At 28.6% G+C, this 24,250-nt stretch carries 28 protein-coding genes and 1 pseudogene; 17 read left to right on the top strand and 12 right to left on the bottom strand.

The features are described 5' to 3' along the window. Positions 1-8 precede the first annotated feature (8 nt). Positions 9-1,997, bottom strand: coding sequence for a PQQ-dependent sugar dehydrogenase (locus tag NMSP_RS00770; protein WP_086907018.1), 1,989 nt, complete (start codon positions 1,995-1,997; stop codon positions 9-11). Positions 1,998-2,077: 80 nt separating this feature from the next. After that, positions 2,078-3,085 (bottom strand): SIS domain-containing protein, encoded by a 1,008-nt coding sequence (locus NMSP_RS00775; protein WP_225971293.1) that lies wholly within the window; start codon positions 3,083-3,085, stop codon positions 2,078-2,080. A gap of 86 nt (positions 3,086-3,171) precedes the next feature. On the opposite strand from NMSP_RS00775, the gene mtnA reads away from it, so the two are divergent. The 8 genes from mtnA to NMSP_RS00810 are packed head-to-tail and all read left to right on the top strand — an operon-like array spanning position 3,172 to position 9,724. Beyond that, on the top strand, positions 3,172-4,218 hold the full coding sequence (gene mtnA, locus NMSP_RS00780) for an S-methyl-5-thioribose-1-phosphate isomerase (RefSeq protein WP_086907019.1): 1,047 nt from the start codon (positions 3,172-3,174) through the stop codon (positions 4,216-4,218). A 39-nt stretch (positions 4,219-4,257) separates the two neighbouring features. Further along, entirely contained in the window at positions 4,258-4,899 is a 642-nt protein-coding gene (locus NMSP_RS00785; protein WP_086907020.1) for a PqqD family peptide modification chaperone, read from the top strand. A gap of 45 nt (positions 4,900-4,944) precedes the next feature. Next, positions 4,945-5,088 carry a hypothetical protein gene (locus NMSP_RS08310; protein ID WP_192866188.1) on the top strand — a complete coding sequence of 48 codons (144 nt, stop codon included), beginning with the start codon at positions 4,945-4,947 and terminating at the stop codon, positions 5,086-5,088. A gap of 4 nt (positions 5,089-5,092) precedes the next feature. Next, positions 5,093-5,920: a sugar phosphate isomerase/epimerase family protein gene (locus tag NMSP_RS00790; RefSeq protein ID WP_152023793.1), complete on the top strand. Its 828-nt coding sequence runs from the start codon at positions 5,093-5,095 to the stop codon at positions 5,918-5,920. Position 5,921: 1 nt separating this feature from the next. Then, positions 5,922-6,722: a TatD family hydrolase gene (locus NMSP_RS00795; RefSeq protein ID WP_225971294.1), complete on the top strand. Its 801-nt coding sequence runs from the start codon at positions 5,922-5,924 to the stop codon at positions 6,720-6,722. A gap of 1 nt (position 6,723) precedes the next feature. Beyond that, positions 6,724-7,551 carry a sugar phosphate isomerase/epimerase family protein gene (locus tag NMSP_RS00800; RefSeq protein ID WP_086908305.1) on the top strand — a complete coding sequence of 276 codons (828 nt, stop codon included), beginning with the start codon at positions 6,724-6,726 and terminating at the stop codon, positions 7,549-7,551. Continuing rightward, complete coding sequence (locus NMSP_RS00805; protein ID WP_152023794.1) at positions 7,544-8,383, top strand: UbiA family prenyltransferase; 840 nt, start codon at positions 7,544-7,546, stop codon at positions 8,381-8,383. The genes NMSP_RS00800 and NMSP_RS00805 overlap by 8 nt, the downstream gene beginning before the upstream one ends. A 39-nt stretch (positions 8,384-8,422) precedes the next feature. Continuing rightward, the gene (locus tag NMSP_RS00810) at positions 8,423-9,724 is read left to right on the top strand and encodes an alkaline phosphatase family protein (protein ID WP_086907023.1); all 1,302 of its coding nucleotides are present in this window, start codon (positions 8,423-8,425) and stop codon (positions 9,722-9,724) included. Positions 9,725-9,727: 3 nt separating this feature from the next. Here NMSP_RS00810 and NMSP_RS00815 read toward each other — a convergent pair whose 3' ends face one another. Further along, entirely contained in the window at positions 9,728-10,738 is a 1,011-nt protein-coding gene (locus NMSP_RS00815) for an alcohol dehydrogenase catalytic domain-containing protein (RefSeq protein ID WP_086907024.1), read from the bottom strand. A 44-nt stretch (positions 10,739-10,782) separates the two neighbouring features. Next, a complete protein-coding gene (locus NMSP_RS00820; protein ID WP_086907025.1) occupies positions 10,783-11,430 on the bottom strand; it encodes an SDR family oxidoreductase in 648 nt (215 codons plus the stop codon). Positions 11,431-11,724: 294 nt separating this feature from the next. Here NMSP_RS00820 and NMSP_RS00825 point away from each other — a divergent pair, with 294 nt between their 5' ends. Continuing rightward, on the top strand, positions 11,725-11,934 hold the full coding sequence (locus tag NMSP_RS00825) for a hypothetical protein (protein ID WP_086907026.1): 210 nt from the start codon (positions 11,725-11,727) through the stop codon (positions 11,932-11,934). On the opposite strand, the gene cyoE is transcribed toward NMSP_RS00825, so the two are convergent. From cyoE to asd, 4 genes and pseudogenes are all read right to left on the bottom strand, one after another. Continuing rightward, the gene (cyoE, locus tag NMSP_RS00830) at positions 11,929-12,858 is read right to left on the bottom strand and encodes a heme o synthase (protein WP_086908306.1); all 930 of its coding nucleotides are present in this window, start codon (positions 12,856-12,858) and stop codon (positions 11,929-11,931) included. The two genes, NMSP_RS00825 and cyoE, sit on opposite strands and share 6 nt — an antisense overlap. A 4-nt stretch (positions 12,859-12,862) precedes the next feature. Next, entirely contained in the window at positions 12,863-13,186 is a 324-nt protein-coding gene (locus tag NMSP_RS00835) for an Lrp/AsnC family transcriptional regulator (RefSeq protein WP_264080396.1), read from the bottom strand. A gap of 51 nt (positions 13,187-13,237) precedes the next feature. Continuing rightward, a pseudogene (locus tag NMSP_RS08740) lies at positions 13,238-13,300 on the bottom strand (Lrp/AsnC family transcriptional regulator); the annotation flags it as partial. Between the two features lie 100 nt (positions 13,301-13,400). Next, positions 13,401-14,477: an aspartate-semialdehyde dehydrogenase gene (asd, locus tag NMSP_RS00840; protein ID WP_086907028.1), complete on the bottom strand. Its 1,077-nt coding sequence runs from the start codon at positions 14,475-14,477 to the stop codon at positions 13,401-13,403. An 83-nt stretch (positions 14,478-14,560) separates the two neighbouring features. On the opposite strand from asd, the gene NMSP_RS00845 reads away from it, so the two are divergent. Genes NMSP_RS00845 through NMSP_RS00865 form a run of 5 tightly spaced genes read left to right on the top strand, consistent with a single transcriptional unit; the run spans position 14,561 to position 18,746 of the window. Next, positions 14,561-15,643: a pyridoxal phosphate-dependent aminotransferase gene (locus tag NMSP_RS00845; protein WP_086907029.1), complete on the top strand. Its 1,083-nt coding sequence runs from the start codon at positions 14,561-14,563 to the stop codon at positions 15,641-15,643. Continuing rightward, a complete protein-coding gene (locus NMSP_RS00850; protein WP_086907030.1) occupies positions 15,640-16,479 on the top strand; it encodes a cobyric acid synthase in 840 nt (279 codons plus the stop codon). Before NMSP_RS00845 ends, NMSP_RS00850 begins: the two co-directional genes overlap by 4 nt. Then, on the top strand, positions 16,476-17,447 hold the full coding sequence (locus NMSP_RS00855; protein WP_086907031.1) for a cobalamin biosynthesis protein: 972 nt from the start codon (positions 16,476-16,478) through the stop codon (positions 17,445-17,447). Before NMSP_RS00850 ends, NMSP_RS00855 begins: the two co-directional genes overlap by 4 nt. Then, a complete protein-coding gene (gene cobS / locus NMSP_RS00860; RefSeq protein WP_086907032.1) occupies positions 17,440-18,165 on the top strand; it encodes an adenosylcobinamide-GDP ribazoletransferase in 726 nt (241 codons plus the stop codon). Before NMSP_RS00855 ends, cobS begins: the two co-directional genes overlap by 8 nt. Further along, on the top strand, positions 18,162-18,746 hold the full coding sequence (locus NMSP_RS00865) for an NTP transferase domain-containing protein (protein ID WP_086907033.1): 585 nt from the start codon (positions 18,162-18,164) through the stop codon (positions 18,744-18,746). The genes cobS and NMSP_RS00865 overlap by 4 nt, the downstream gene beginning before the upstream one ends. On the opposite strand, the gene NMSP_RS00870 is transcribed toward NMSP_RS00865, so the two are convergent. After that, on the bottom strand, positions 18,729-18,926 hold the full coding sequence (locus NMSP_RS00870) for a 30S ribosomal protein S27e (protein WP_086907034.1): 198 nt from the start codon (positions 18,924-18,926) through the stop codon (positions 18,729-18,731). The genes NMSP_RS00865 and NMSP_RS00870 overlap by 18 nt on opposite strands. After that, a complete protein-coding gene (locus NMSP_RS00875) occupies positions 18,923-19,204 on the bottom strand; it encodes a 50S ribosomal protein L44e (RefSeq protein WP_086907035.1) in 282 nt (93 codons plus the stop codon). The genes NMSP_RS00870 and NMSP_RS00875 overlap by 4 nt, the downstream gene beginning before the upstream one ends. A 117-nt stretch (positions 19,205-19,321) precedes the next feature. Between NMSP_RS00875 and NMSP_RS00880 the strand changes: the two genes are divergently transcribed. The 3 genes from NMSP_RS00880 to NMSP_RS00890 are packed head-to-tail and all read left to right on the top strand — an operon-like array spanning position 19,322 to position 23,616. Continuing rightward, positions 19,322-21,037: an adenine deaminase gene (locus NMSP_RS00880; RefSeq protein WP_086908307.1), complete on the top strand. Its 1,716-nt coding sequence runs from the start codon at positions 19,322-19,324 to the stop codon at positions 21,035-21,037. A 44-nt stretch (positions 21,038-21,081) separates the two neighbouring features. After that, entirely contained in the window at positions 21,082-22,707 is a 1,626-nt protein-coding gene (gene thsB / locus NMSP_RS00885) for a thermosome subunit beta (protein ID WP_086907036.1), read from the top strand. 42 nt (positions 22,708-22,749) lie between these two features. Beyond that, positions 22,750-23,616 (top strand): ROK family protein, encoded by an 867-nt coding sequence (locus tag NMSP_RS00890; RefSeq protein WP_086907037.1) that lies wholly within the window; start codon positions 22,750-22,752, stop codon positions 23,614-23,616. Here the strand turns inward: NMSP_RS00890 and NMSP_RS00895 are convergent, their stop codons facing one another. Both NMSP_RS00895 and NMSP_RS00900 read right to left on the bottom strand, forming a co-directional pair. Then, positions 23,617-23,877: a DUF2024 family protein gene (locus tag NMSP_RS00895; protein ID WP_086907038.1), complete on the bottom strand. Its 261-nt coding sequence runs from the start codon at positions 23,875-23,877 to the stop codon at positions 23,617-23,619. An 8-nt stretch (positions 23,878-23,885) separates the two neighbouring features. Then, complete coding sequence (locus tag NMSP_RS00900; protein WP_086907039.1) at positions 23,886-24,245, bottom strand: hypothetical protein; 360 nt, start codon at positions 24,243-24,245, stop codon at positions 23,886-23,888. Between the last annotated feature and the right edge of the window lie 5 nt (positions 24,246-24,250).

Below are 24,250 nucleotides of genomic sequence, written 5' to 3' on the forward strand. Positions count from 1 at the left end.
AAAATTTTTTATGGTTGACATAATTGAACAAAAATAAATTCTATTGGATTTAAAATTTCTGAATTATATTCCCTAATTTCTCTTAACATTTTATTCAAGATTTTACTTATAAGATTATCACCAATGCATGAATCTGTTACTGTATTTTTCATTATTTCTGTATTCGTGAAATTTGAACTATATGGAATACTTCCTTTAAAGTTAGAATTTGAAATTTTTGAATTTGAAAAATCCACGTACGTCATAATCCCTTTTTGTAAATTACTTTCATCTATTTCCATGGAAATCATTTTTGCATGTGAAAAATCCGTCTTTGATAAATTTAATTGAGACCATTTTGCATTATTTACTTTAGAATAGCGTAAATCTACTTCAATTAAATCTGAATCCAATATTATTGAATTTTTTAAATTTGAATGGTAAAGTGTACTTTGGCTAAAATTTGTATTTTTAATTATAATATTTTCAAAGTTTGATCCTCTGATAATTGTTTTTTCAAAGTTTGAATCATGAATACTAGAATTCATAAAACTACTATATCTTAATTCGGCATTTTCAAAGTTTGAATCATGAATTTCAGTATTATCTAAATTCACATTAACTAAATTTGTATTTTTAAATTTGGAGTTACTAATTTTTGAATTTGAAAAATCCACATTTGTTAGTCTAGAATTGTCAAAGTTTACATTTTCAATATATGTTGATGATAAATTTGCAAATGCAAGATCTACATTACTAAAATCAAGATCTGTTAAATTACAACCAGATAAATTTATTCTGGGTGATGGTTCAGCATTACAATCGTTATTTGATATATTATCTAAAATAATATTGTTAGGTAAAATTCGATAAATTTTTCCATCAATTATTGATACAATATACATAAAACCATCTGGACCAAATTCAATATCTGTAATTCCTCTAAATCCCATTCCAAATGTAATTTCATTTAGAGAATCACCACCGTTTGCAACAAAGTCTTTCAATTGTGGATTTTTAAAAACAAATCCAGTTCTATCTTCATTTAATTTGAATTCATAAATAAATCCGTTTAAAAAATCACCTACAAAAACTGATTCTTTATAATTACTAAATAATAAATTTGAAGGGAATGCTATTGCCGTTGGAGATACTGTAAGTTCCCAACTAAATTCTGGATCACTATATTTGTAATCTTTAAACTGCGGTAACTTTTTTATTTCATTAGATTGTGCTGGTCCCGTAATTGGATCCCATCCACTGTTGAATTTATGTTCTACCAAATTTATTTCATCAAACATTTTATCATTATTTTCAGTATCCCACAATTCTCCAGTAACTGGATCAATGGCTATTCCAAAACTATTTCTAATTCCAATTGCATAATATGGATCATTTGAATTAACATCAAAAATTATACTTGTATTATTTGAAAATCCTGTATGAAAATTTTGCAATATTCCTTTTTCGTCTGCATCTCCAATAATTGCATAAATTTTATTATCTAATCCTTTTGCAAACACTCCTGCATTATGAACACCTCTATCTCCAAATGGTAGATTCTTTATTAAAGAAAAATCTTCTAATTTTTCTCCACTCCAATTTGCTTTATAGATACGATTTCCAATTACTGAATTTGATATGGGATCTTTTTCTGTTAGAAAAAAATACACTGTCGATTCTGAAGAAATAACTCCTAGTAGTCCTCTTTCTGCTATATTACTCACATTAAACTTTTTTATTGGTTCATCTTGTAATACTCCATTTTTGATTAATCTAACATTACCTGAATTTTTTTCTAAAATTATGATATCTTCTCCCACAAAAGTCATTGTAGTTGGCCATTCTAATCCTTCAACATATTCTTCAACTACAAAATTTGCATCTTTCACTATTGGAAAATCTTTATTTTGGATTAATTGATAATCTGATTCTTGTGCTGGATTTTCCTCACTAAATACTGGGGAAATTAATGTAGTTACTAATACAATTGAAATAATAAATGTAAAATATTTCATATTCAATGAATTTCTATATTTCCATCCATTTAAAAATCTAAAATTTATTAAGGCTTGTTTAAAATATATTCAATTCTCACTTATAACCTATTTTTTATAAAATCAATTGCATCTACTGGACTTGGATTTACCTTATCTAATATTGATTTGTAAATTGAAACATAGTCACAAAAGTATATCATATTAATTAATTTTGATAAAATATTTCCGTAATCTGATTCAATTTTATAATATTCAATTTCTTTTTGATCAAAAAATTCTTCAATAATTTTCCATCTTTCTTTTGTCTTGATATAATCATCTTTACCTTGAATTAAAATTGGCTTAAATTCTGTTTCTTTTTTCCATGAAACAATTCCATTATGACATGCTTCAATAATATCTTCTGCAGATGCATGAATTTTTGAATTTTCCTGTAAGGAATTTTTAAATCTTATGGCAACAGGTTCCAAACCCCATGGATAATAAATTAAAGGACTCTTATCGATCCATTTTGCTAACGATATTGCAGAATTTTCTTTTGTTAAATTAAGTGATGAAATTTTTTTATTTTGTATTGTTAATTTTTTTATTGCATTTTCAACATCTTCATTCTTAATTAATAAAAATGGTTGTAAAATTTTAATAATTCCAAATAAAAATGCTGGAAATGATGCACGAGGAGAATGTTTCATTTCAATTTTTTTGTGAGTAATTTTATTTTCAAAACAAAATTTTTCCATTTTACCCCCTCCTGAAAATGCAATAATTTTTGAAGATGATTTCATTGCATGTTTTAGAACAATTAAACTCTCTTCAGTATTTCCTGAAACACTAGTAATTACAGTCAAACTTTTTGAATTTACTGTTTGTGGAAGTAAATACCCTTTTACAACATCAACATGAATATTTGTTTTCGATAAAATTGCTGAAAATATATCTCCAATTGCTCCAGAACCTCCCATTCCTGCAAAAACTACATGTGAAATTTCTCCAAACTCTATATCTGCGATTTGTTTTTCATACTCATTTTTTGCCATTTTTGGCCATAAATCATATGTTTCATACATTTTTTTTGTATCATATTTTTGAATTGTTGAAATATCCAATTATTTTAATTAAACATCTACAATAAAATATCTATCTACAAAATACTATCAGTTGATTTTTAAAAACCTTATTTTTTTGATATTGTATGGAAAATGTAACTGATTTACGAACTGTAGAATGGAAAAATAATAAAGTAATAATGATCGAACAAACAAAACTCCCTAACGAATTAATTTTTGTAGAATATGATGATTTTAATCAAGTTGCAAATGCCATTAAGACTTTGATAGTTAGAGGAGCTCCTGCAATTGGTGTCTCTGGTGCATTTGGATTAGGATTAGCAGCTTTACAAAGTAAAGCAACTACAAAAGAACAATTATTATCTGATTTAGAAGATGCAAGAAAAATCCTTTTTGCAACTAGACCAACTGCCGTAAATTTGGGTTGGGGATTAGAAAAAATTATGAATGTTGCAAAAATTGGAGAAACTGCAGAACAAATTCGTGAATTAGTAATTTCTACTGCTAAAAAAATGGCTGATGAAGATATTGAAATCAACAAGTCAATGGGGAAAAATGGCTCTGTACTTTTTGATGATAATGATACTATAATGACTCATTGTAACGCAGGTGCATTAGCTACTGTTGCATATGGAACTGCATTAGGTGTTATTAGAGCAACTAGAGAAAGTGGAAAAAATGTTAAAGTAATTGCAACTGAAACAAGACCAATTCAACAAGGTTCGCGATTGACTGCATTTGAATTAAAACATGATGGATTTGATGTTAGTTTAGTTCCTGATACTGCAGTTGGCTACTCAATGGCAAATGGATTGGTAAACAAAGTTGTAGTTGGTGCTGATAGAATTGTAAAAACTGGTCATGTTTTTAATAAAATTGGAACATATCAGGTAGCAACAATGGCAAAACAACATGGGATTCCATTTTATGTTGCAGCTCCATTATCCACAATAGACATGGAAACAAAAGCTGAAGATGTAATTATTGAAATGAGAAAAGGAAGTGAGGTTACTGGAATTGGTGATAAAAAAACTGCTCCTGATGATATTGGAGTAATTAATCCTGCATTTGATATGACTCCTCCTGAATTAATTGCTGGAATTATTACTGAAAAAGGCGTGGCTACCGCACCATTTGAAGAATCTCTAACAAAATTATTCCAAGCTAATTAATACAAAGTTTTTATTGTTTTTCAAATTTTAGTATAAAATATGAGTACAGTCTCTCCTAACGCAATCGAAGAATCTTTGAAACAATGTATGGATCCTGAAGTTCCTTTAAACATTGTAGAAATGGGACTGATTTATGGAATTGATGTTAAAGAAAATAATGATGTAGATATCAAAATGACGATGACTACTCAGGGTTGTCCTTTACATGAAACTTTAGTTGCAGATGCAACAAGATTTGCAAAAAAAGTTCCAGGTGTTAATAATGTCAATATTGAGATCGTATGGGAACCTGCATGGACAATGGATAAAATGACTGAAGAAGGAAAACTCAAAATTAAAGAAATGGGAGCTGCAGGATTAAACACTCCCGCACCAATTAATTATGAAACTGCCTTACCTCAGGGAGTTGGAAAATTAGTACAACAAGAAGATGGTTCAATGGTATTAGCTAATGAACATGAACAAGGATTTATGGTAAATCAGGCAATTGTTGATTTCTGGAAATCTTGTAATGGTCAACGTAAAGTAACAGATCTTGTAGAAGTTTTTGCTAATCAAACTGGCTTACAAAGAAATCAAGTTGAAAAAGAGGTAATGCAATTATTACAACAATTGCGTGATGGTGGATTAATTGCGATTGCAGGGCAACCAGATCAACCAAATGTTGAATTTAAAAAATAAATTGTAAGAATTTAGTTTTTAACTAACTATTATCAAATTATTCTTATGTCTAAAGAAGAACATAATAAAATTGCAAAGGTAGAGAATTTAATTTGGGAAATTGCGCAAACCTTACAACCCAATTCAATAATTCAACTTGAAAAAATAGAAAAAATTAAAAAAGATTTGTTAAAAACCTTTGATTATTAATAAAATGAAACTTGGATTTAGTGTAAATGCATTTTCTAATTACACTTTATTAGATGCCATTGAAAAAATATCAAAAACTGGATATGATGGGGTTGAAATTGTTCTAGACATACCTCATGTTTTTTTACCTATAACTATGGAAAAAATTGCTCAAATTAAACAATCTTTAATTGTAAATAACGTAAATGTAACAAATCTTAATTCTAACACTGTTCTTGGTTGGTCAAAAAATTTTTCTGGAGAAAAATTTGAACCATCATTATCAAATACTAATGAAAAATTTCGAAAATGGAGATTAGAATACACTAAACAATCTATCGATCTTGCTGAAAATCTTAATTGTAAATCTATTTCTATCACATCTGGTATTCAAGATTTAAAAAATTCTCAATTATGTTTAGATCTTTTTTATGATTCTTTAATTCAAATTAGTCAGTATGCCGAAAAAAAAAATATTTTAATTGGAATTGAATATGAACCTGGTCTTCTAATAGATAATTCTAATAAAGTATGGAATTTAATTTCTAAAGATTTTAAAAATCTTGGATTAAATCTTGATACCTGTCACGCTGCAGTTAATGAAGAAAATCTATCTGATATAATTCAAAAGTTTGGTAAAAAAATTATTCATACTCATATTAGTGATTGTAAAAATAACATTCATTATCATTTATTGCCCGGTGAGGGAGAAATTGATTTCAAAAAATTATATGATTCTTTAAATTACATTAGTTATTCTGGATTTCTTACTGCAGAATTATACACTTATTATCAATCTCCTGAAGATGCCGCGTCAAAGGCTTTTAATTATTTAAAAAATTTAATCAAATAAATTGAAATTCATTGATCCTCATATCCACATGTATTCTAGAACTACTGATGATTATCAAAAAATGGCCTTATCTGGAATTAAAGCAGTAATTGAACCATCCTTTTGGTTAGGTCAAGAACGTACATCTTATGAAACTTTAAAAGATTATTGGGAATATATTATAACTTTTGAACATAATAGGGCTGCTGAATTTGGTATTGATCATTATTGTGCAATTTCTATTAACCCAAAAGAAGCAAATAATAAAAAATTTGCAAATGATTCATTAGAAATTATTGAAGATTTTCTTGTTAGGGATAATGTAATTGCTTTAGGTGAAATAGGTTTTGATTCAATGACTAAACAGGAAGAAGATATTTTTAGAAAACAACTGATATTGGCTGATAATCTAAAAATTCCTATTATAATACACACACCACATGTGAATAAACTTGAAGGAACAAAGAAAACTTTTGAAATAATTGATGAATTACAAATCGAACAATCACGAATAATCTTAGATCATAATAATGAAGAAACTATTGAATTATCTCTTTCATATGATGTTTATTCTGGAATTACTGTTTATCCAAATACAAAATTAAGTCCTTTTCGTGCTGTAAATATATTAAAAGAATTTGGTACTGATAAAATTTTGATAAATAGTTCTGCAGATTGGGGCGTATCTGATCCATTAAGTGTTCCTAAAACTGCTCTTGAAATGAATTCAAATGGATTCAGTGAAAAAGAAATTGAAAAAGTTTTGTTTTTAAATCCAAATACTTTTTTTAAACAATCTAAAAATTACCGTTCTCTTGAATAAAATGAAACTTGCATTTAGCTCAAATGCATATAGAAATTATTCCATTGAAGACTGTATTGATTCAATTCATTTTGCTGGTTATGATTCAATAGAAATTATGTGTGATGTGCCTCATGCTTTTCCTCCTCTTCCCAATGAAAAAATTCAATCAATTCATAATTCTCTTAAAAAAAATTCTATGTCTATTTCAAATCTAAATGGATTTATGATGACTGCTATAGATGATTTTCATCATCCATCTTGGATTGAAGAATCCAAAACATATAGACAAAAAAGAATAGATCATACTAAAAATTGTTTATACTTAGCTAGTTTACTGGGTGCAAAATCTGTTTCTACAGAACCTGGTGGTCCTAAAACAAATCAATCATCTGAAAAAGAATTAGAAATTTTTCAAGAGGGTTTACTTGAAGTTCTACCTTTAGCTGAAGATTTGGGTGTCCATTTACTTATAGAACCTGAACCTGAATTATTAATAGAAAATTCAAGTCAATTTGTTAGATTTATTGAAAAGTTCGATTCAAAATATTTAGGGTTAAATTTTGATATCGGACATTTTTTTTGTGTAAATGAAGATCCTGAAAAATTAATTATTAATTTACATGATTACATCAAGCATATTCATTTAGAAGATATTGCATATTCAAAAAAACATCATCATTTAATTCCTGGTCATGGCGCAATTGATTTTAAAAAATTTTTTACTTCATTAAATTCTATTAATTATACTGGATATGTTACGGTTGAACTTTATCCTTATCAAAATAATCCTCAAGATGCAGCAATAGAATCTATGACCTATCTAAAATCTTTAATTGAAAATGTTTAAGGAATATTTACAACTGATAAGACTTCCTGGTATTTTTACAGCATTTAGTAATGTTTTGGTAGGTTACTTTTTTTCATTCACATTTAATTCTGAAATATTTCTTTTACCCTATCTTCTTACTACTTCAGGCATGTTATTTTGTTCAGGCATGATTTTTAATGATTATTTTGATTATGATCTTGATAAAAAAGAAAGATCATTAAGGCCTTTAGCTTCAGGAAAAATTTCAAAAAAAAATGCATTATTAATTGGATTCATTTTTCTCATAATGGCAAATATTTCTGCTTCATTTCTTGGATTTGACTCATTAATTATTTCATTAATTTTAACATGTGCAATATTATTTTATAATTTTAAATTAAAATCTATTTCATTCTTAGGGATTATTAATTTATCAATAATTAGAATGTTAAATATTTTATTAGGATTCTCAATTATTGGTATTTCTTTTCAATATATTCAATATTTGATCCCTTTAGGAATTTTTGTCTTTGGAATTAGTATACTTGCTAAAAATGAAGTAAAATCAAATCAAATAATTTATAAAAAATTGAATAAAATTATGATTATTACTACTATTGCATGTGTATCTATTTTCGTAGTTAATAATTTTCAATTTGAATCATTACTATTTTTAGGATTATTTTCTTCTTTATCTCTATATTCTTTGTTTTTTAAAAAAATTCAAAATCAAATTACATTTCAATTACTATTAATTATTTTATTAGATTCTATCATAATTTCATTTTTTGTACCTTTACAATTTCCTATCTTTGTATCGTTACTAATTTTACCTGCATATGCTATATCAAAAAAATTGTATCTAACATAATTGAAATGGGTTTATTTCTATCTAATTTTTATACTAATTATGAAAAAATTAATTGTTTTAGATATTGTGGGTTTATCAAAAAAACAATATACTGAAATAAAACCTCAAAATATTTCTAAAATTTTAGAAATGGGTTCTGTTTCTTCGTTTAAACCTTCTTTTCCTGCAGTTACATGTAGTGTTCAAGCATCAATTTTTTCTGGAACTTATCCTTCTGAACATGGAATAATATCTAATGGATACTATGACCAAATTTTGAAGCATGTGTCTTTTTGGGAACAATCATCTGATTTAGTAAATTCACCTAGAATTTGGGATACATTAAAAAAAAAATTACCTGACTTCAAATCTGGATTGTTATTTTTACAAAATTCCCTTTATGCTAACTCTGATGTAGTAATCACTCCAAAACCTATTCACCTTGATGATAAAATGATTATGTGGTGTTATTCTAAACCAGAAAATTTTTATGAAAAAATTAGTGAATCTATTGGTAATTTTGATCTTAAATCCTATTGGGGTCCATTTTCATCGATACAATCTAGTACTTGGATAATTAATTCAGCAAAAAAAACTATTGAGACTCATAAACCTGATCTTTTGATTATTTATCTTCCACACCTTGACTACACTTCTCAAAAATTTGGTCCTGACAGTGATGAATTCAAAGACAGTGTAATGGAATTAGATAATCTATTGGGTGATTTTTCACTCTTTTTGAATCAAGAATTTAATGATGAATATGAAATTATTATTTTATCTGAGTATACTTTTAATTCAGTCAGTAAATCTATTTCCCCGAATTTAATCTTACGACAAGCTGGATTACTTTCTACTAGAAGAATTGAAGGAAAAGATTACATCGATTATGAATTTAGTAAAGCATTTGCAATGGTTGATCATCAGATTGCTCATATTTACATTAATCCTGGTTATGAGGATGAGGTTTATCAAATTCTAAAAAATAAAAATTTAGGAATAATTTTGGACTCAAAATTACAAAAGGAATTAAAAATCAATCATCAAAAAAGTGGAAATTTAATTTTATGCGCTAATACTGATTCATGGTTCAATTATTATTGGTGGGATGATGTCAAATATGCACCTGATTTCACATTTTCTGTAGATATTCATAGAAAACCCGGTTATGATCCACTGGAATTATTTTTTGATTTTAAAACTAAACAAATATCCCATGATACTTCGTTAATAAAAGGCTCACATGGATTAATTCCAACAGATGATAATCTACCTCTAATTGGAACTTCATTTAATTCGAATCTTGATAAAATAGTATCTGCTATAGACATAAAACAGTTAATTGAGAATTTTTTTAAATAAAAATTATTTATTTGCAGTAATTATCACTTTAATTCTTTTTTTACCTTTTTTTGCAATTTTTATACCTTTTACTGCATCTTCAATTTTAAATTCATGAGTGATAAATTTTTTTAATTTAATTTTATTTTTTGAAATAAAATTCATTGCATCAAAAAAATTATTATTTGTAGCAGAATAACTGGTAATTATTTTAATTTCTTTAGAATAAATTAACGACATGTCTAATTTGATTATTGAATTTTCTCTAGGTTCTCCAAAAAATAATATTGTTCCACCTTTTCTTAATACATTTACAGCTACATTAACGCATGTTATATCGTGATTTGCAATTATACATAAATCAATTTTTTCATTATATTTTTTAAATTCTGTATTTTTAAAATTTAAAAAATTCTTGCCTAATTTTTCATTTTTTCCAAATTTTTTTCTAAAATCATCATTATCAACAATTGTTGTTTTAAGTCCATTTTGCTTAGCAATTATTGAATGAAAAATTCCTATTAATCCAAACCCAAATATCATTATTGAATCATTTCTTTGTACATGAATTTTTTTCCATGCTCTTAAACAACATGCTAAAGGTTCTATCAGAGTTGCTTCATTAAACGACATTTTTTCTGGAATTTTAAAAATTCCCTTTTTTTGAATTATCCAATTTGAAATTTTAAATTTTTCTGCTAATCCACACGGATTAATTTCTTCAGTAAATTTTTCACACATTGTTTCATTTCCATGTAAACAATAATGACAATTTTCACATGGACAATGATGATTGATAATTATTTTCTCTCCTATTTGATAATCTTTAATTTTTTTACCAATTTGTGAGACTATTCCTGAAATTTCATGACCTATTTTATGAGTAGGTTTTGATGATTTTTCAAAAATATTTCCAATATCTGAACCACAAATACCACATGCTTTTAATTTGACAATAATTTCATCTTCTCCACAAGTTTCTTCTTTATGATTTTCTATTACTGGTACTTTTGCTTTGATTGAAACTACTTTCATAATTTAATTCCTAATTGCTTGTATAAATTCTCAATTCATCTAATTTAAAATATATAATTTGAGTTTGCACCATCAAAATTTATTGTTACACCTGAAAGATATTTGATATCGTTTTCAATAATTGCTTTCACAAAATTTCCAATCTCTTCAGGTTTTCCAAGTCTTTTCATTGGTAATGTTTTCTCAAATTCCTCTACATTTTCAATAAGCTCTTGAGTTCTATCTGTGTTAATTGGTCCTGGTGCAATATTGATACAACTAATATTATTTTGAGCATATTCTTTACTCAAAACTTTGAAAACTTCTGAAAATGCTGCTCTATATGCTGACGAAATAATTAATTTTTCATTTGGTTCTTTTATTACATTTGAGCTAATCAAAAATATGTATCCTCCATCATTTAGTTTGATATTTTGTAATATGGTAACAAATCCTAGAAATAATTGATTGTGATACTTATTCCAATCTTCTTCAGTAACTGTTGAAAATGGTTTTGGTTTTGGACCTCCGGTATTTAGAATTAAGATATCTGTTTCATTATTTATTTTCAAAAATTCTTTGACACTATTCAAATTTGATGTATCGATATCTTTTTGAGAAGTTGCAAAAACATCAATATCTATTGTTTTTAAAGAATCTGAAATTGCTTTTCCAATCCCACGAGAACCACCCAAAACTATTGCTTTAGTCATAATATTACAAAAATTTTAGTCATAATTAAATTTCATTATTGCACAAAATTAGAATTTTGAGGCCTTAGAAAAAGTTGGAACATATTTTTCATCCTTATTTACAAATATTTTCAAATGCTTTTTACACAAATTTCTATTCTCTTTAAAACTAATTTTAACAGTTTGTATGGCTTTTTCTTTACATTCTGAAATACTGCACTGCAATATCAAAAATTAATGGTATTTGTTAATAAAACTTTGAAATAATGTAATTACCTTACTAACTTTTTTATCGCTGTAATTCATTGAAAAATTATGAATGATGATGAAAAAGGAAAAGAATTTCTAAAATTAATAGATGAACAAAATACATTACAATGGAATATTGTTGCCAAATTATCCTCTTTAATTAAATCTGAATGGAATTCTCCAGAATTAAAAACTGAAGTTGAAAATTTGGTTAAAGATCATTATAAAATTACAAAGGATCTCAATAGCTTAGACAATAATGACAGTATCTTATAATGCAGAGTCTACCATTAATGCAATAAATAATACAGCCAAATATGGACTTGAAAACTTAAACAATGTCCATGCAGCTGTCTCCATTGGTTTTACTGTAACCCAAACTGATAATCCTAACATTAGTGCTCCTGATGCAATTGCAGTCCACAAATAAACATCACCTACCATATTTTCACCATTTTCAGTTGTGATGAAAAATGGTGCAATTGAAAATAATACCATGACAACTGTTGATAATGCAATAGCTCTTGCTGATGTTTTTTCTGATTGTACTGCAGTTAACATTGGAACATTTACTTTGTTATAATCTTCTTTGAAATGTAATGTTAAAGCCCAAATATGCATTGGAATCCAAATAAACACTAATCCAGCCATTGCAAGACCCATTGTCCATAAATCTGACATAGTTACTGCTACCCAACCAATCATTGGAGGCGAACCTCCACATAGTCCTCCTAAAATAATATTGGTTCTAGAATTTCGTTTTAGCACATATGAATAAACAATAATGTTGTTTACTAATGCAAATGCAATGAAAATTGTTGCCCATATTCCTTGCTCTAATGTTGTAGTAAATGAAATTGCAAAAGCCAATACCAATGATATGCCTGCCAATGCCAATCCAAAATTTCTTGCTTTAACTGCAGGGTAAATTCTCTTTGATGGAAGGGGTCTATCTTTTGTTCTTTCCATGATTGCATCAATATCTCTATCGTGATAGTTTGTCAAAGTATTAGCTGCTGCAGAACCTGCTGCAACTGAAAATAACATTAATGCCCAAGTCTCAATTGAAATTGGAATATTGTAAATATTTGATGCTGTCAATGCTGCACCAAATGCAGTAAATACCAGTAGATACCAAATTTTTGGTTTTGTTAATTCATAATAAACTGCGACTCTTGAACCAGTTGTCTGTTCTTGCAATGTATTATTCACCAGTATTTGATGGCATATATGGCATTGCTTTCGTTCGTGATTTCATCTCGATAAATGACTCTGATGATTGAATTCCTTCAACCCTTCCAATTTTCTCTGAAACCATTTTGTGCATTTGATCCAATGATCTTGAATACATTGTTACTAAAATGTCAAATCTACCTGTAACTTCTGCAACTTCTCTAACTCCATCAATTTTGAATAATTGTTCAATAACATTATCTCTTTGTTTGGTATCGATATTAATTCCAGTTAATGCTTTTACTTCATAACCTAATTCTGCATCATTAACATCTATGGTAAAACGTTCAATCAATTTTCTTTTTACTAATCTTTTGATTCTTGAATACACTACTGATGAGTTAACATCTATTTTTTTTGATAATCGTGGAACTGAAATTGAAGCATCATTTGATAATTCTGATAATATCTGTAAGTCTAAATCATCAACTTTTGTCGTCTAAAACACCTAAACCGATGTGGATTTCTGGTTCTTATAAAGTTATTATTGTAAAAATTACAATTAATTTCTAAATTTTACCTTTTTTGTATAACATTTCTGCTAAAAGAACAGCTCCTTTTGCAGAACCCATTTTCTTGTTGTGTGAAAATAGCATGTATTTCAAACCATTATCAAATAATTCTTCTTTTTCAACTCTTCCAATTGTTGTAGTCATTCCATCACCTACAGTTCTTTCCATTCTAGGTTGTGGCCTTGTTGGATCTTCGTGAAATGCATAGTAATCTTTAGGAGCAGAAGGTAATCCTAATACTGAGATGTCTTTGTTACTTTGATTGTAAGTTTCTTTAGCTTTTGAAGGATCAATTTCTTTTGTTGTTTCTACAAAAACTGATTCAGTATGACCATCAATTACTGGAACTCTAGTGCAAGTACAACTAATTCTAATATCTGCATCTATGATTTTACCATCAACTAGTTTTCCTAAAATTTTTCTCGTTTCTAATCTAACTTTTCCTTCTTCTTTTGGAATATATGGTAAAATGTTATCTGTAATTCCCATTGCTGAAACACCTGATTTTCCTCCACCAGAAATTGCTTGCATTGAAGTCATCATAACTTTTTTTGCTCCATATTGTTCAAGTAGTGGTTTTAGTGTAATTGCTAATCCTGTAGTGGTACAATTTGGTAGTGGTGCCACAAATCCTTTCCAGTTACGATTTTTCTTTTGAGTCTCTAATAATTCAGTTTGTTCATCGTTAATTCCTGGAATGAGAATTGGAACATCATCTTCGTATCTATATGCAGAGCTAGTTGAAACTACTGGTAATTCTGCTGCCATTTTAGTCTCAATGTCTATTGCAGCTTGTGATTCTACTGCTGAGAATACCAAGTCTAATTGTGATGTATCTAATTCGTCCACTTTCTTAACCGTCATTGATTTGATATATTCTGGGATTTCTCCGCCTACATCCCACATGATAATTCCTCCTTCATTTCTAATAGCCTCAAGATAATTTTTACCTGCAGAACGTTCTGAAGCTGCAATTTGAGTCACCTCAAACCATGGATGATCATTTAATGATTGTACAAATTCTTGACCTACTGAACCTGTAACCCCTATAATTGCAACTTTTTTCTTCTCCATAATGTGAAAATAGATCTGTTTCAATTAATAATCGTTTATAGAATTACCAAAACATACTAAATTAGCCAATTCTATTTTGAACTGTGAAAATAAACACAAAATCATCTATTCGTAGACATTCTCCTGTAATTCATGGAGGAAAAATTCCTTCAAAAAATAGCGATCAGATAATTATTGATTTTAGTTCAAATATTACTCCTTTAGGAATTCCAAATTCCGTAAAATCAATAATTAAAAAAAATTTGGATAAAGTTCAATTTTATCCAGATCCATATTCAGAAACTGTAATTTCAAGTTTAGAAAAATATACTCATTTATCTAAATCAAATATTATTGTTGGAAATGGTGCAATTGAAATCCTCTATAATTTTTGTTATGCATTTTTATCAAAAACAACTAAAGTATTAATTCACGTTCCAACATTTCAAGAATATGAAACAGCAGTCAAACTAAATGACTGTAAAATTTCATATTTTAAATCATTAAATCTGTCTACTGACATAGATTCATTTATTTCACAAATTCCAAAAAATGGATGCATTTTTTTATGTAATCCTAACAATCCTACTGGAGAATTACTATCAAAAAAAGAATTATTGTCTATAATTCTTAAAGCAAAAAAATTAAAAACTTTAGTTTTCATTGATGAATGTTTTATTGAATTAGTTCCTGATTCCAATGAATCTGTAATATCATATGTAAAAAAATATGATAATCTTTTCATCCTAAGATCTTTAACTAAATCATTTGGTTTGCCTGGAATAAGAATTGGATATGCTTGTGGTTCTAAAGAAATAATTAAAATCTTACAAAAAATAAAAATCCCATGGAGTGTAAATTCTTTGGCACAAGATGCTGCAAATGAAGTAATTAAAAATAAATCTCATATCAATAAATCTAATTTAATAATTAAAAAAGAATTAAAATATTTGAATAATTCAATTTCTTCTATTAACGGATTTGAATGTATTCCATCTTCGACTAATTTTATTTTAATTAAAACAAAATATAATTCGACAAAATTACAAACAAAATTATTAAAAAATAAAATTTTAATTCGTGATTGTAAAAATTTTAGAGGATTAGATGAACATTATATTCGAATAGCAGTAAAATCCCATAAAGATAATGTCAAATTAGTTTCTGCATTGGAGAAGATTAAATGAAATCATTAATGATTCAAGGAACTTCTTCAGGTGCTGGAAAAACAACATTAGTTGCTGCCTTGTGTAGAATCTTCTCAGACAAAGGCTATCGAGTTGCTCCATTCAAATCTCAAAATATGTCTAATTTTGGATATATTACACCAGATTTTGAAATTTCTCGTGCTCAAGTGATTCAAGCTTTTGGTGCACGTTGTAATATTACACCAGATTTGAATCCAATTTTATTAAAACCAGTTGGAAATTATTCTAGTGTTGTTTATTTGAATGGCAAGCGATTTAAAAAAATGCATGCAAAAGAATACTATGAAAAGTTTGTAAATTCTGAAGGTATGAAATTAGCCTCAAAATCTTTAAAGACTTTACAAAAAGATTTTGATTTGGTAATTATGGAAGGTGCAGGTTCACCTGCAGAAATTAATTTACAAAAATATGATATTGCAAATATGAAAATGGCTAAAAAAGCAAATGCAAATGTGTTGTTAGTAACTGACATTGATAAAGGAGGTTCTTTTGCAAGTTTAGCTGGAACAATGGCTCTCATTGAAAAAAAATATCAAAAATTAGTTAAAGGCTTTATTTTTAATAAATTTCGTGGAGACATTGATGTTTTAAAACCTGGTTTTAAAAAATTAAAAACCATTACACAGGTTCCTGTAATTGGAACAATTCCATTAATCCCACTTAACTTACCTGAAGAGGATTCTCTTAATTCAAATCCTAAAGATATTGTTTGGAATAAAAAAAATATACAAAAAATTGATAACGAACTGAACAAATTATCAAAAATTGTTAAATCAAATATTGATATTAATTCAATTGAGAAAATGTTACAATGATTATTGAGTCAATCGCTATCATTGGTTTTGCAATATTACTTGATTTGAAATTTGGAGATCCTAAAAACCGTTATCATCCAACAGCTTGGATAGGAACATTCATTGCAAAATTAACTACTATTACAAAAAATCAAAACTCAACATTTGAAAAAATTGGAGGCATGATAATGATAATGATTATTTCTAGTGTAGTCATTTTATTGTTGTCTGGTCTAAATTTTGGAATCTCTTTGATTTCTGTTGATTACATTTCATTAATTTTATCAGTAGTCATAGGTGCATTATTGCTCAAAACAACTATTGCAATTCGTGGAATGGAAAAACATGCAATTAGTGTACTAGATTCATTGGAGAGTAATGATCTCGATTTAGCTAGAAATTATTTGTCAATGATTGTAAAACGAAATACCACAAAATTGGACAAAAACCACGTACTTTCAGGCGTACTTGAAAGTATTAGTGAAAATACTGTTGATGGGATTACTGGACCAATGTTTTACTATGCCTTTTTTGGTTTATTTGGTGCATTTGTCTATAGAATTATCAATACTGCAGATTCAATGGTTGGATACAAAAATGATATTTTTAAAAATTTAGGATGGTTTACAGCTAAATGTGATACAATCTTAAACTATATTCCATCTCGACTTACAGGATTAATTATGGTTATTTCAGCAGCTATTTTACAAAATAATTGGAAAAATTCTTACAAAGTAATGATTCGAGATGGTAAAAAAACTGAAAGTCCTAATGCTGGATATCCGATGGCTGCATTAGCTGGTGCTTTAGAAACTAAATTTGAAAAAATCAATCATTACAAGCTAGGTGATGGGGAAATTATACTAACAAAGGATCATGTTTTATCTGCAATTAAAATTATGAAGTTGACATCAATTCTTTTCTTTGGAATTATTACTATTCCAATAATTTTTGTTTTATCTATACTTGGATGGTGGCTTTATGTTTAAAGAAATTGGTTCAGTTTTTTCTTTTTTAACTATTATACCATCATCGAATTCAACATTAGATGAAACTGCAAAATACATGTATCTCTTTCCTGTTGTAGGAATAATAATTGGTATTTTAGTTGGTGGTTTTGGTTTTGGTTTATCTTTTCTTTTGGATCCAATACTAGTTAGTTTTCTTGTAGTTACATCTATTGCAATTTTAACAGGAATTCATCATGCTGATGGTTTAGCTGATTTTGCTGATGGTTTAATGGTAAAAGGAACTAAAGAGAAAAAACTTAACGCAATGAAGGATCTTTCTACAGGTTCTGCGGGAGTTGTCTCGCTTGTTTTGTATCTTATTGGATTAGTTGTTACAATTTCACTTACAACTGGATTTGATTTGTTTAAGGCAATTTTGATTAGTGAAATTTTAGCAAAATTCTCTATGGTTTTATTGGCAAGTTTGGGAAATTCTGCATCAGTAGGCTCGAATTCATCCTTCATTCAAACTATGAAGGATAAGAAAAAATTGATGCTAGCATTTCTAATTATGATTATTCCTGTTGCTTTACTTGGTGAAACAACTGGACTCGTAATGCTTGCAGTCACTTTTGTTGTCACTCTTATTATTTTAGGAATTTCTACGCGTAGTTTTGGTGGTATTACTGGAGATGTTCTTGGTTCTACAAATGAATTAACTCGTTTAGCATCATTGATGGTATTTGTATCATTATGATTGGTTTGATTATGGCCGGTGGTAAGGGCACTAGAATGAATTTAGATAATGAAAAATTATTACTTGAATATAAAAAACCAGTAATTTTTCATGTAGTTGATTCTTTAAAAGAATCAAATTGTTTTTCAAAAATTTTAGCTTTAACTAGTTCTAATTCTCCAAAAACAAAAAAATTATTAGAAGAAAATAATATTGAAATTTTTAATACTAATGGAATTGGATATGTTGAAGATTTAACATTAGTACTTCAATCAATTAATGATTCTGTTTTAGTAACTTCAGGCGATTTACCTCTTTTAGACAATGAAATAATAAAAAAAATTGTTAGCAATTATGATCCGAAAAAAACTTGGACTAGTATTTTAGTAACCAACAAATTTTTAATTTCTCTAGGATTGGAATCCAATTATTTTGTTAATCATGATAATCAGAAATGTAATTACACTGGAATTTCATTAATTAATGCAAATAAAATTAATTCATCACAAAATTTACATGAAAATTATATTATCATTGATGACAAAAGAATTGCATTAAATCTAAATACAAAAGAAGATTACGAATTACTCGGCGCTACCTGAAACTTTTCCGTTAATTTTTGCTTTAGAACCAGTTGGCTCTGAAATTGTATTGCCACATGAATTACATGCGATAATTGTTGATGCATGCGAATATATTATTTGTAATTCACCGCATTCTTCACAATTAACTTTTTGAAACTTACTTGATGGTTTTGGAACTCCAATGTGATCTTTCTTCATGCTGCTACCAACTCAAATTTCTTAATTCTTACACCTGTTTTATTGTATTTCTTTTTACAAACAGTACATGTCATAATAGGAGTAACTTTCTTAGTAACTTTAGCTGGTTTTGCAAGTTTTGGGAATTTTTGTCCACCATAACCTTGTTTACGTTCAGCGTGACGACGTTCACCTCTAGCAGAACCGCGTCTCTTTCCAGCTTTGTAAATGGAGACCTTTTGGTCAGTATGTGTTTTACATTTTGCACAATACTTTCTGATCACCTTTGGAATGTTCATATCAACAAAACCTTCTCAACCGTAATTTAAGCATTGAACCTATAATAGTCATAAATTTTATTCAAAATTATGGATTCAAGCCTAGCTGTCTCAATTGACTCTCTAAATTCTGTTGCCATGGGTGAAAAGAAAGCAAATCTGGTCTTAACAAACTGTAACTTATTGTCAGTTTACACTAGAGAAATAATTCCAAACACTCAGATCGCAATAATTAATGATCGCATTGCATATGTTGGTCCAGATGCTAATCATACTGTAGGACCGAAAACTAAGATTATTGATATCAAAAATAAATTTGTCAGTCCTGGATTTGCAGATCCTCATTTACATATTGATCAATTTGTGTTACCTTCTGAATTTGCAAAACAAGCTCTTCTTTGTGGTGTAACTTCTCTTTTTTCAGATCCTATTGATATTGTAAGTGTAGCTGGCAACAAAGGCTTTCAAGAATTTCTTAAATTAGGTGAAAATTTACCTATTAGAATATTTCAAACAGTTCCTGGAGGACTTCCTGTTGATGCCAAATTTAGTAATAGTAAATCTCTAACTTTATCTCAAGAAAAATCTGCAATTAAACATCCTCATGTAATAGGAATGGGTGAAGTTTTTTCATGGACTAAAGTAACTTCACGTGAACCAAAAACAATGAAATCGCTTTCAACAATGTTAGAACATGATTGTATTATCAATGGACATACTGCTGGTGCAAGTGGAAAAAAACTTAATGCGTATATTTCATCTGGAATTCTTTCTTGTCATGAACCAATTAACTTTGAACAAGTATTAGAAAGATTACGATTGGGGATGTGGGTAATGATTAGAGAAGGTTCTATTCGCCGTGATCTAAAAGAAATTATTCCACATATTTTATCTCATGGTACATACCGTAATCGATTAATGTTTTGTTCTGATGGTCTTGATCCCTTAGATATTTCTAAATTTGGTCATATTGATTATTGTATAAGAGAATCTATCGAACTCGGTTTAGAACCTATAGATGCTGTTACGATGGCATCAAAAAATAATTTTGATTATTATAATATGGGAAAAGACCTTGGGGGAATTGCACCTGGAAAATTAGCTGATATTTTGGTTTTTGATAATCTAACATCATTTAAACCAAAACATGTTTTTGTTGGAGGAAAATTAGTTGTTTCAAATGGTTCATTTGTATCCCGTATTAGAAGAAATGTAATTTCTCAATGGATTAAAAAAACTGTTAAACTAAAAAAATTCTCTAAAAATGATTTTCTAATTAAATCTAAAAAAGATCATGTTAAAGCAAATACAATTTTTATGTTAAATGAAATTATTACTAAATTAGGTGAATCAGAGCTTAGTTGTAAGGATGGCTTTGTTTCTGCATCAATAGACAAAGATATTTGGAAAATTGCAGCATTTGACAGAATTCATGGAACAAGTCAACACTCTATAGGATTTCTTGAAAATTTTGGTGCTGAAATTGGTGCATTTGCTTCAACATGGAGTTTTCATGAAAATGATTTGATTGTACTAGGTTCTAATGATTCAGATATGGCAATTGCATCAAATCATTTAATCAAAAATCAAGGTGGATTAGTTGTCGTTAAATCTGGAAAAATTCTTGCCTCTTTACCCTTACAATTTGCAGGAATAGTTTCGACTGACTCTTTTGAGACTGTTTCATCTAATTTTGAACAGATCAATAATTCTATAGTGGATTTAGGTTGTAAATTTGCAAGACCTCATCTGATCCCTCTATTCTTGCCGTTTCTAGCACTACCTTCTGTAAGAATTCTTTCAGGTGGAATTGTTGATGTTAAAAAACGATCTTATATTTCGCCTATCAATTAGGCAATGTTAAAAAGGGGGATTTTGAGAATCGAAAATGAAACTAAATGGCATCAATTCAACAAGGACCAAATGGACCTGTACTAGTTCTTAAAGAAAGTGCATTACAACAAAAAGGTAAAGATGCACAACAAAACAATATTGCTGCAGCAAAACTAGTTGCAGAATTAGTTAAAAGTAGTCTTGGACCTCGTGGCCTTGATAAAATGCTAGTAGATTCCTTAGGTGACGTTACAATTACAAATGATGGTGCAACAATTCTCAAAGAAATTGATGTTCAACATCCAGCAGCCAAAATGATAGTTGAGATTTCTAAAACAGTAGATAATGAAGTAGGCGATGGAACAACTTCTTCTGTAGTTTTTGGTGGTGCATTATTAGCAAGAGCAGAAGATCTTTTGAAAAAAGATGTTCATTCATCAACTATTATTGAAGGTTTTCAAGCAGCATCTGAAAAAGTTCTTGAAATTTATTCACAATTATCTAAAAAAGTAGAACCTGATGACAAAGCATCACTTCTAAAAATTGCTTCAACAAGTATGCAATCAAAATTAATTTCTGAAGATAGTAGTAGCTTATCAAAAATTGTAGTAGATGCAATTCTTAGCATTGCAACCAAAAAAGGAGATGAATATTTTGTTGATCTTGAAAATATTAAAGTTGAAAAGAAACCAGGTGGTTCAATCGAAGATACACAAATTATCAAAGGAATTGTTTTAGATAAAGAAATTGTTCACAGTGGAATGCCAACTAGAATTGATAAGGCAAGTATCGCATTGATAAACTCTGCATTAGAAATTGAAAAAACTGAAATGAGTGCAGAAATTAGAATTACTGATCCAACTCAAATGCAAATGTTCTTAGAAGAAGAAAACAGAATGCTCAAAACTATGGTTGATAAATTACATGATGTTGGAGCCAATGTTTTGATTTGTCAAAAAGGAATTGACGATATTGCACAACATTATCTTGCAAAGCACGGCATCATGGCAATTCGTCGTGTTAAAGAAAGTGATATGATAAAACTTTCAAAAGCTACTGATGGACGTGTAATTAGTAATTTAGATGATTTAACTGAAAAAGATCTTGGATCTGCAGATTTGGCTCACCAAAAGAAAGTTGAATCTGATAAATGGGTATTCATTGAAGGTTGTAAACATCCACAATCCGTTACATTGCTAATTCGCGGAGGAACTCAAAGAGTAATAGATGAGGTTGACCGTTCTATTCATGATTCACTAATGGTAGTAAAAGATGTAATTGAAAAACCAGAAATTGTTGCAGGTGGAGGAGCTCCTGAATCATTTGCAGCAGCACAACTAAAAGACTGGGCTGATAATTTTGATGGAAGAGAACAACTTGCAATTAAGAAATATGCTGAAGCATTAGAAATCATACCATTAACAATTGCCGAAAATGCAGGAATGGACCCTATTGACACTATGGCCACTTTAAGATCAAAACAAAACCAAGGTCAAAAATGGACAGGTATTGATGCAAAAAATACAAAAATTGCTGATATGATGGCAATTAATGTTGTAGAACCAATTGCAGTTAAAGAACAAATCATCAAATCTGCAACTGAAGCAGCATGCATGATACTAAGAATTGATGATGTTATTGCCATATCTGGTGGTCCAGGTGGCGGTGGCGGCATGCCTCCAATGGGATAAATTTAGTTAAAACTTAATCCTACTAGTAATCATAAATTATTATTGCACAAAATTGGTATTGATTTAGGCGGTACTAAAACTGAAATTATTGTTTTGGATGAATCCCTGAATATTTTAGAAAGAAAAAGAGTTCCTACGCCTAAAGATAATTATGAAAAAATTATTCAAAATATTGTTAATTTGGTAAATGAGGTATCTCAAAATATTTCTAATTTTTCTATTGGAGTTTGTTGTCCTGGTGCAATTTCAAAAAATAGCGGTCTTATCAAAAATAGTAATACTCAATGTTTGATTGGTAAATCATTAAAAAAAGATCTTGAAAATAAATTAAAAAAAAATATTTCTATTGAAAATGATGCAAATTGTTTTGCTTTATCTGAATCCAAAATGGGTGCTGGGATTGGATTTGATTTTGTCTTTGGTGTAATTTTAGGTACTGGTGTAGGTGGTGGAATTGTAATTCGTGATTCCCTTCATTGTGGAAGAACCAATATTGCAGGTGAATGGGGTCATCATACTTTACATCAAAATGGAAATTCTTGTTACTGTGGAAAATCAGGGTGTGTGGAGACATATCTGAGTGGACCTTCTTTAGAAAAACGTTGGAATCAACTAACTGGATTAACTCAATCTATGCCTGAAATAATAGATAATTTAGATTCTAAAATTGGTAAATCTTGGAAAAATGAATTTTTAGAAAATTTTGGTTACGGTCTTGCAAATGTTATTGATATCTTAGATCCTGATGCAATTATTCTTGGTGGAGGTTTATCAAATATTGATTTTTTGTACGATGAAGGAAAAAATTCCATATATTCAAAAGTATTTTCAGATATTGTTGAAACACCAATTTTGAAAAATAAACTTGGTGATTCTTCAGGTGTATTTGGAGCTGCACTTTTGGATTAATTATTGTGGACATCCTTCCATTTCTACAATAAAATAACCGTTTGTCATAATCTCAATCTCTATATCTTCTGAAACTGATTCTGAATGACAAAATTTACACTCTTCACTAGTTACTATGGAATCATTTTCATTAATTGATCTTAACCATTCTTTTGCAAACCCAATTGCTTCTTCATTATTTTTTTTATCAGTAATCACATCAAAGTGCATTGTATGACCATCATTTGCTTTTACATATGTGTCAAAGACATGAAAATCCATTTTTATCACTAATTTTCAATATGTGAATTTCTAATTTCAAGAGTCTTGTCTACAATTTGATTAACATCTACATCTATTTCTGTAGTAATCAAAATTAATCCTGCTCCTCCTATAGGTATCGTAATTCTGTAAATTTTTTCATATTTTGCTAATGCAAAAATTGGTGTTCCAATTTTATCCGCAGTTTTTTTTCTTGTTGACCAACGGTAAATTGCTTGTGATAATGATGTTTCAGTTTCTTCTCTTGATAAGTGAGATTTTACACCTGGTTTTATTTTATCATGTAATTCACCATAATCATAAACTGCTGCATATCTGATATTCTGACTCAACTCTAAAATTTCATCGCAGATTTTTTCATAATTCATAATAT

The organism is Candidatus Nitrosomarinus catalina (genome assembly GCF_002156965.1).
Taxonomy (GTDB): Archaea; Thermoproteota; Nitrososphaeria; order Nitrososphaerales; family Nitrosopumilaceae; genus Nitrosopumilus; species Nitrosopumilus catalinensis.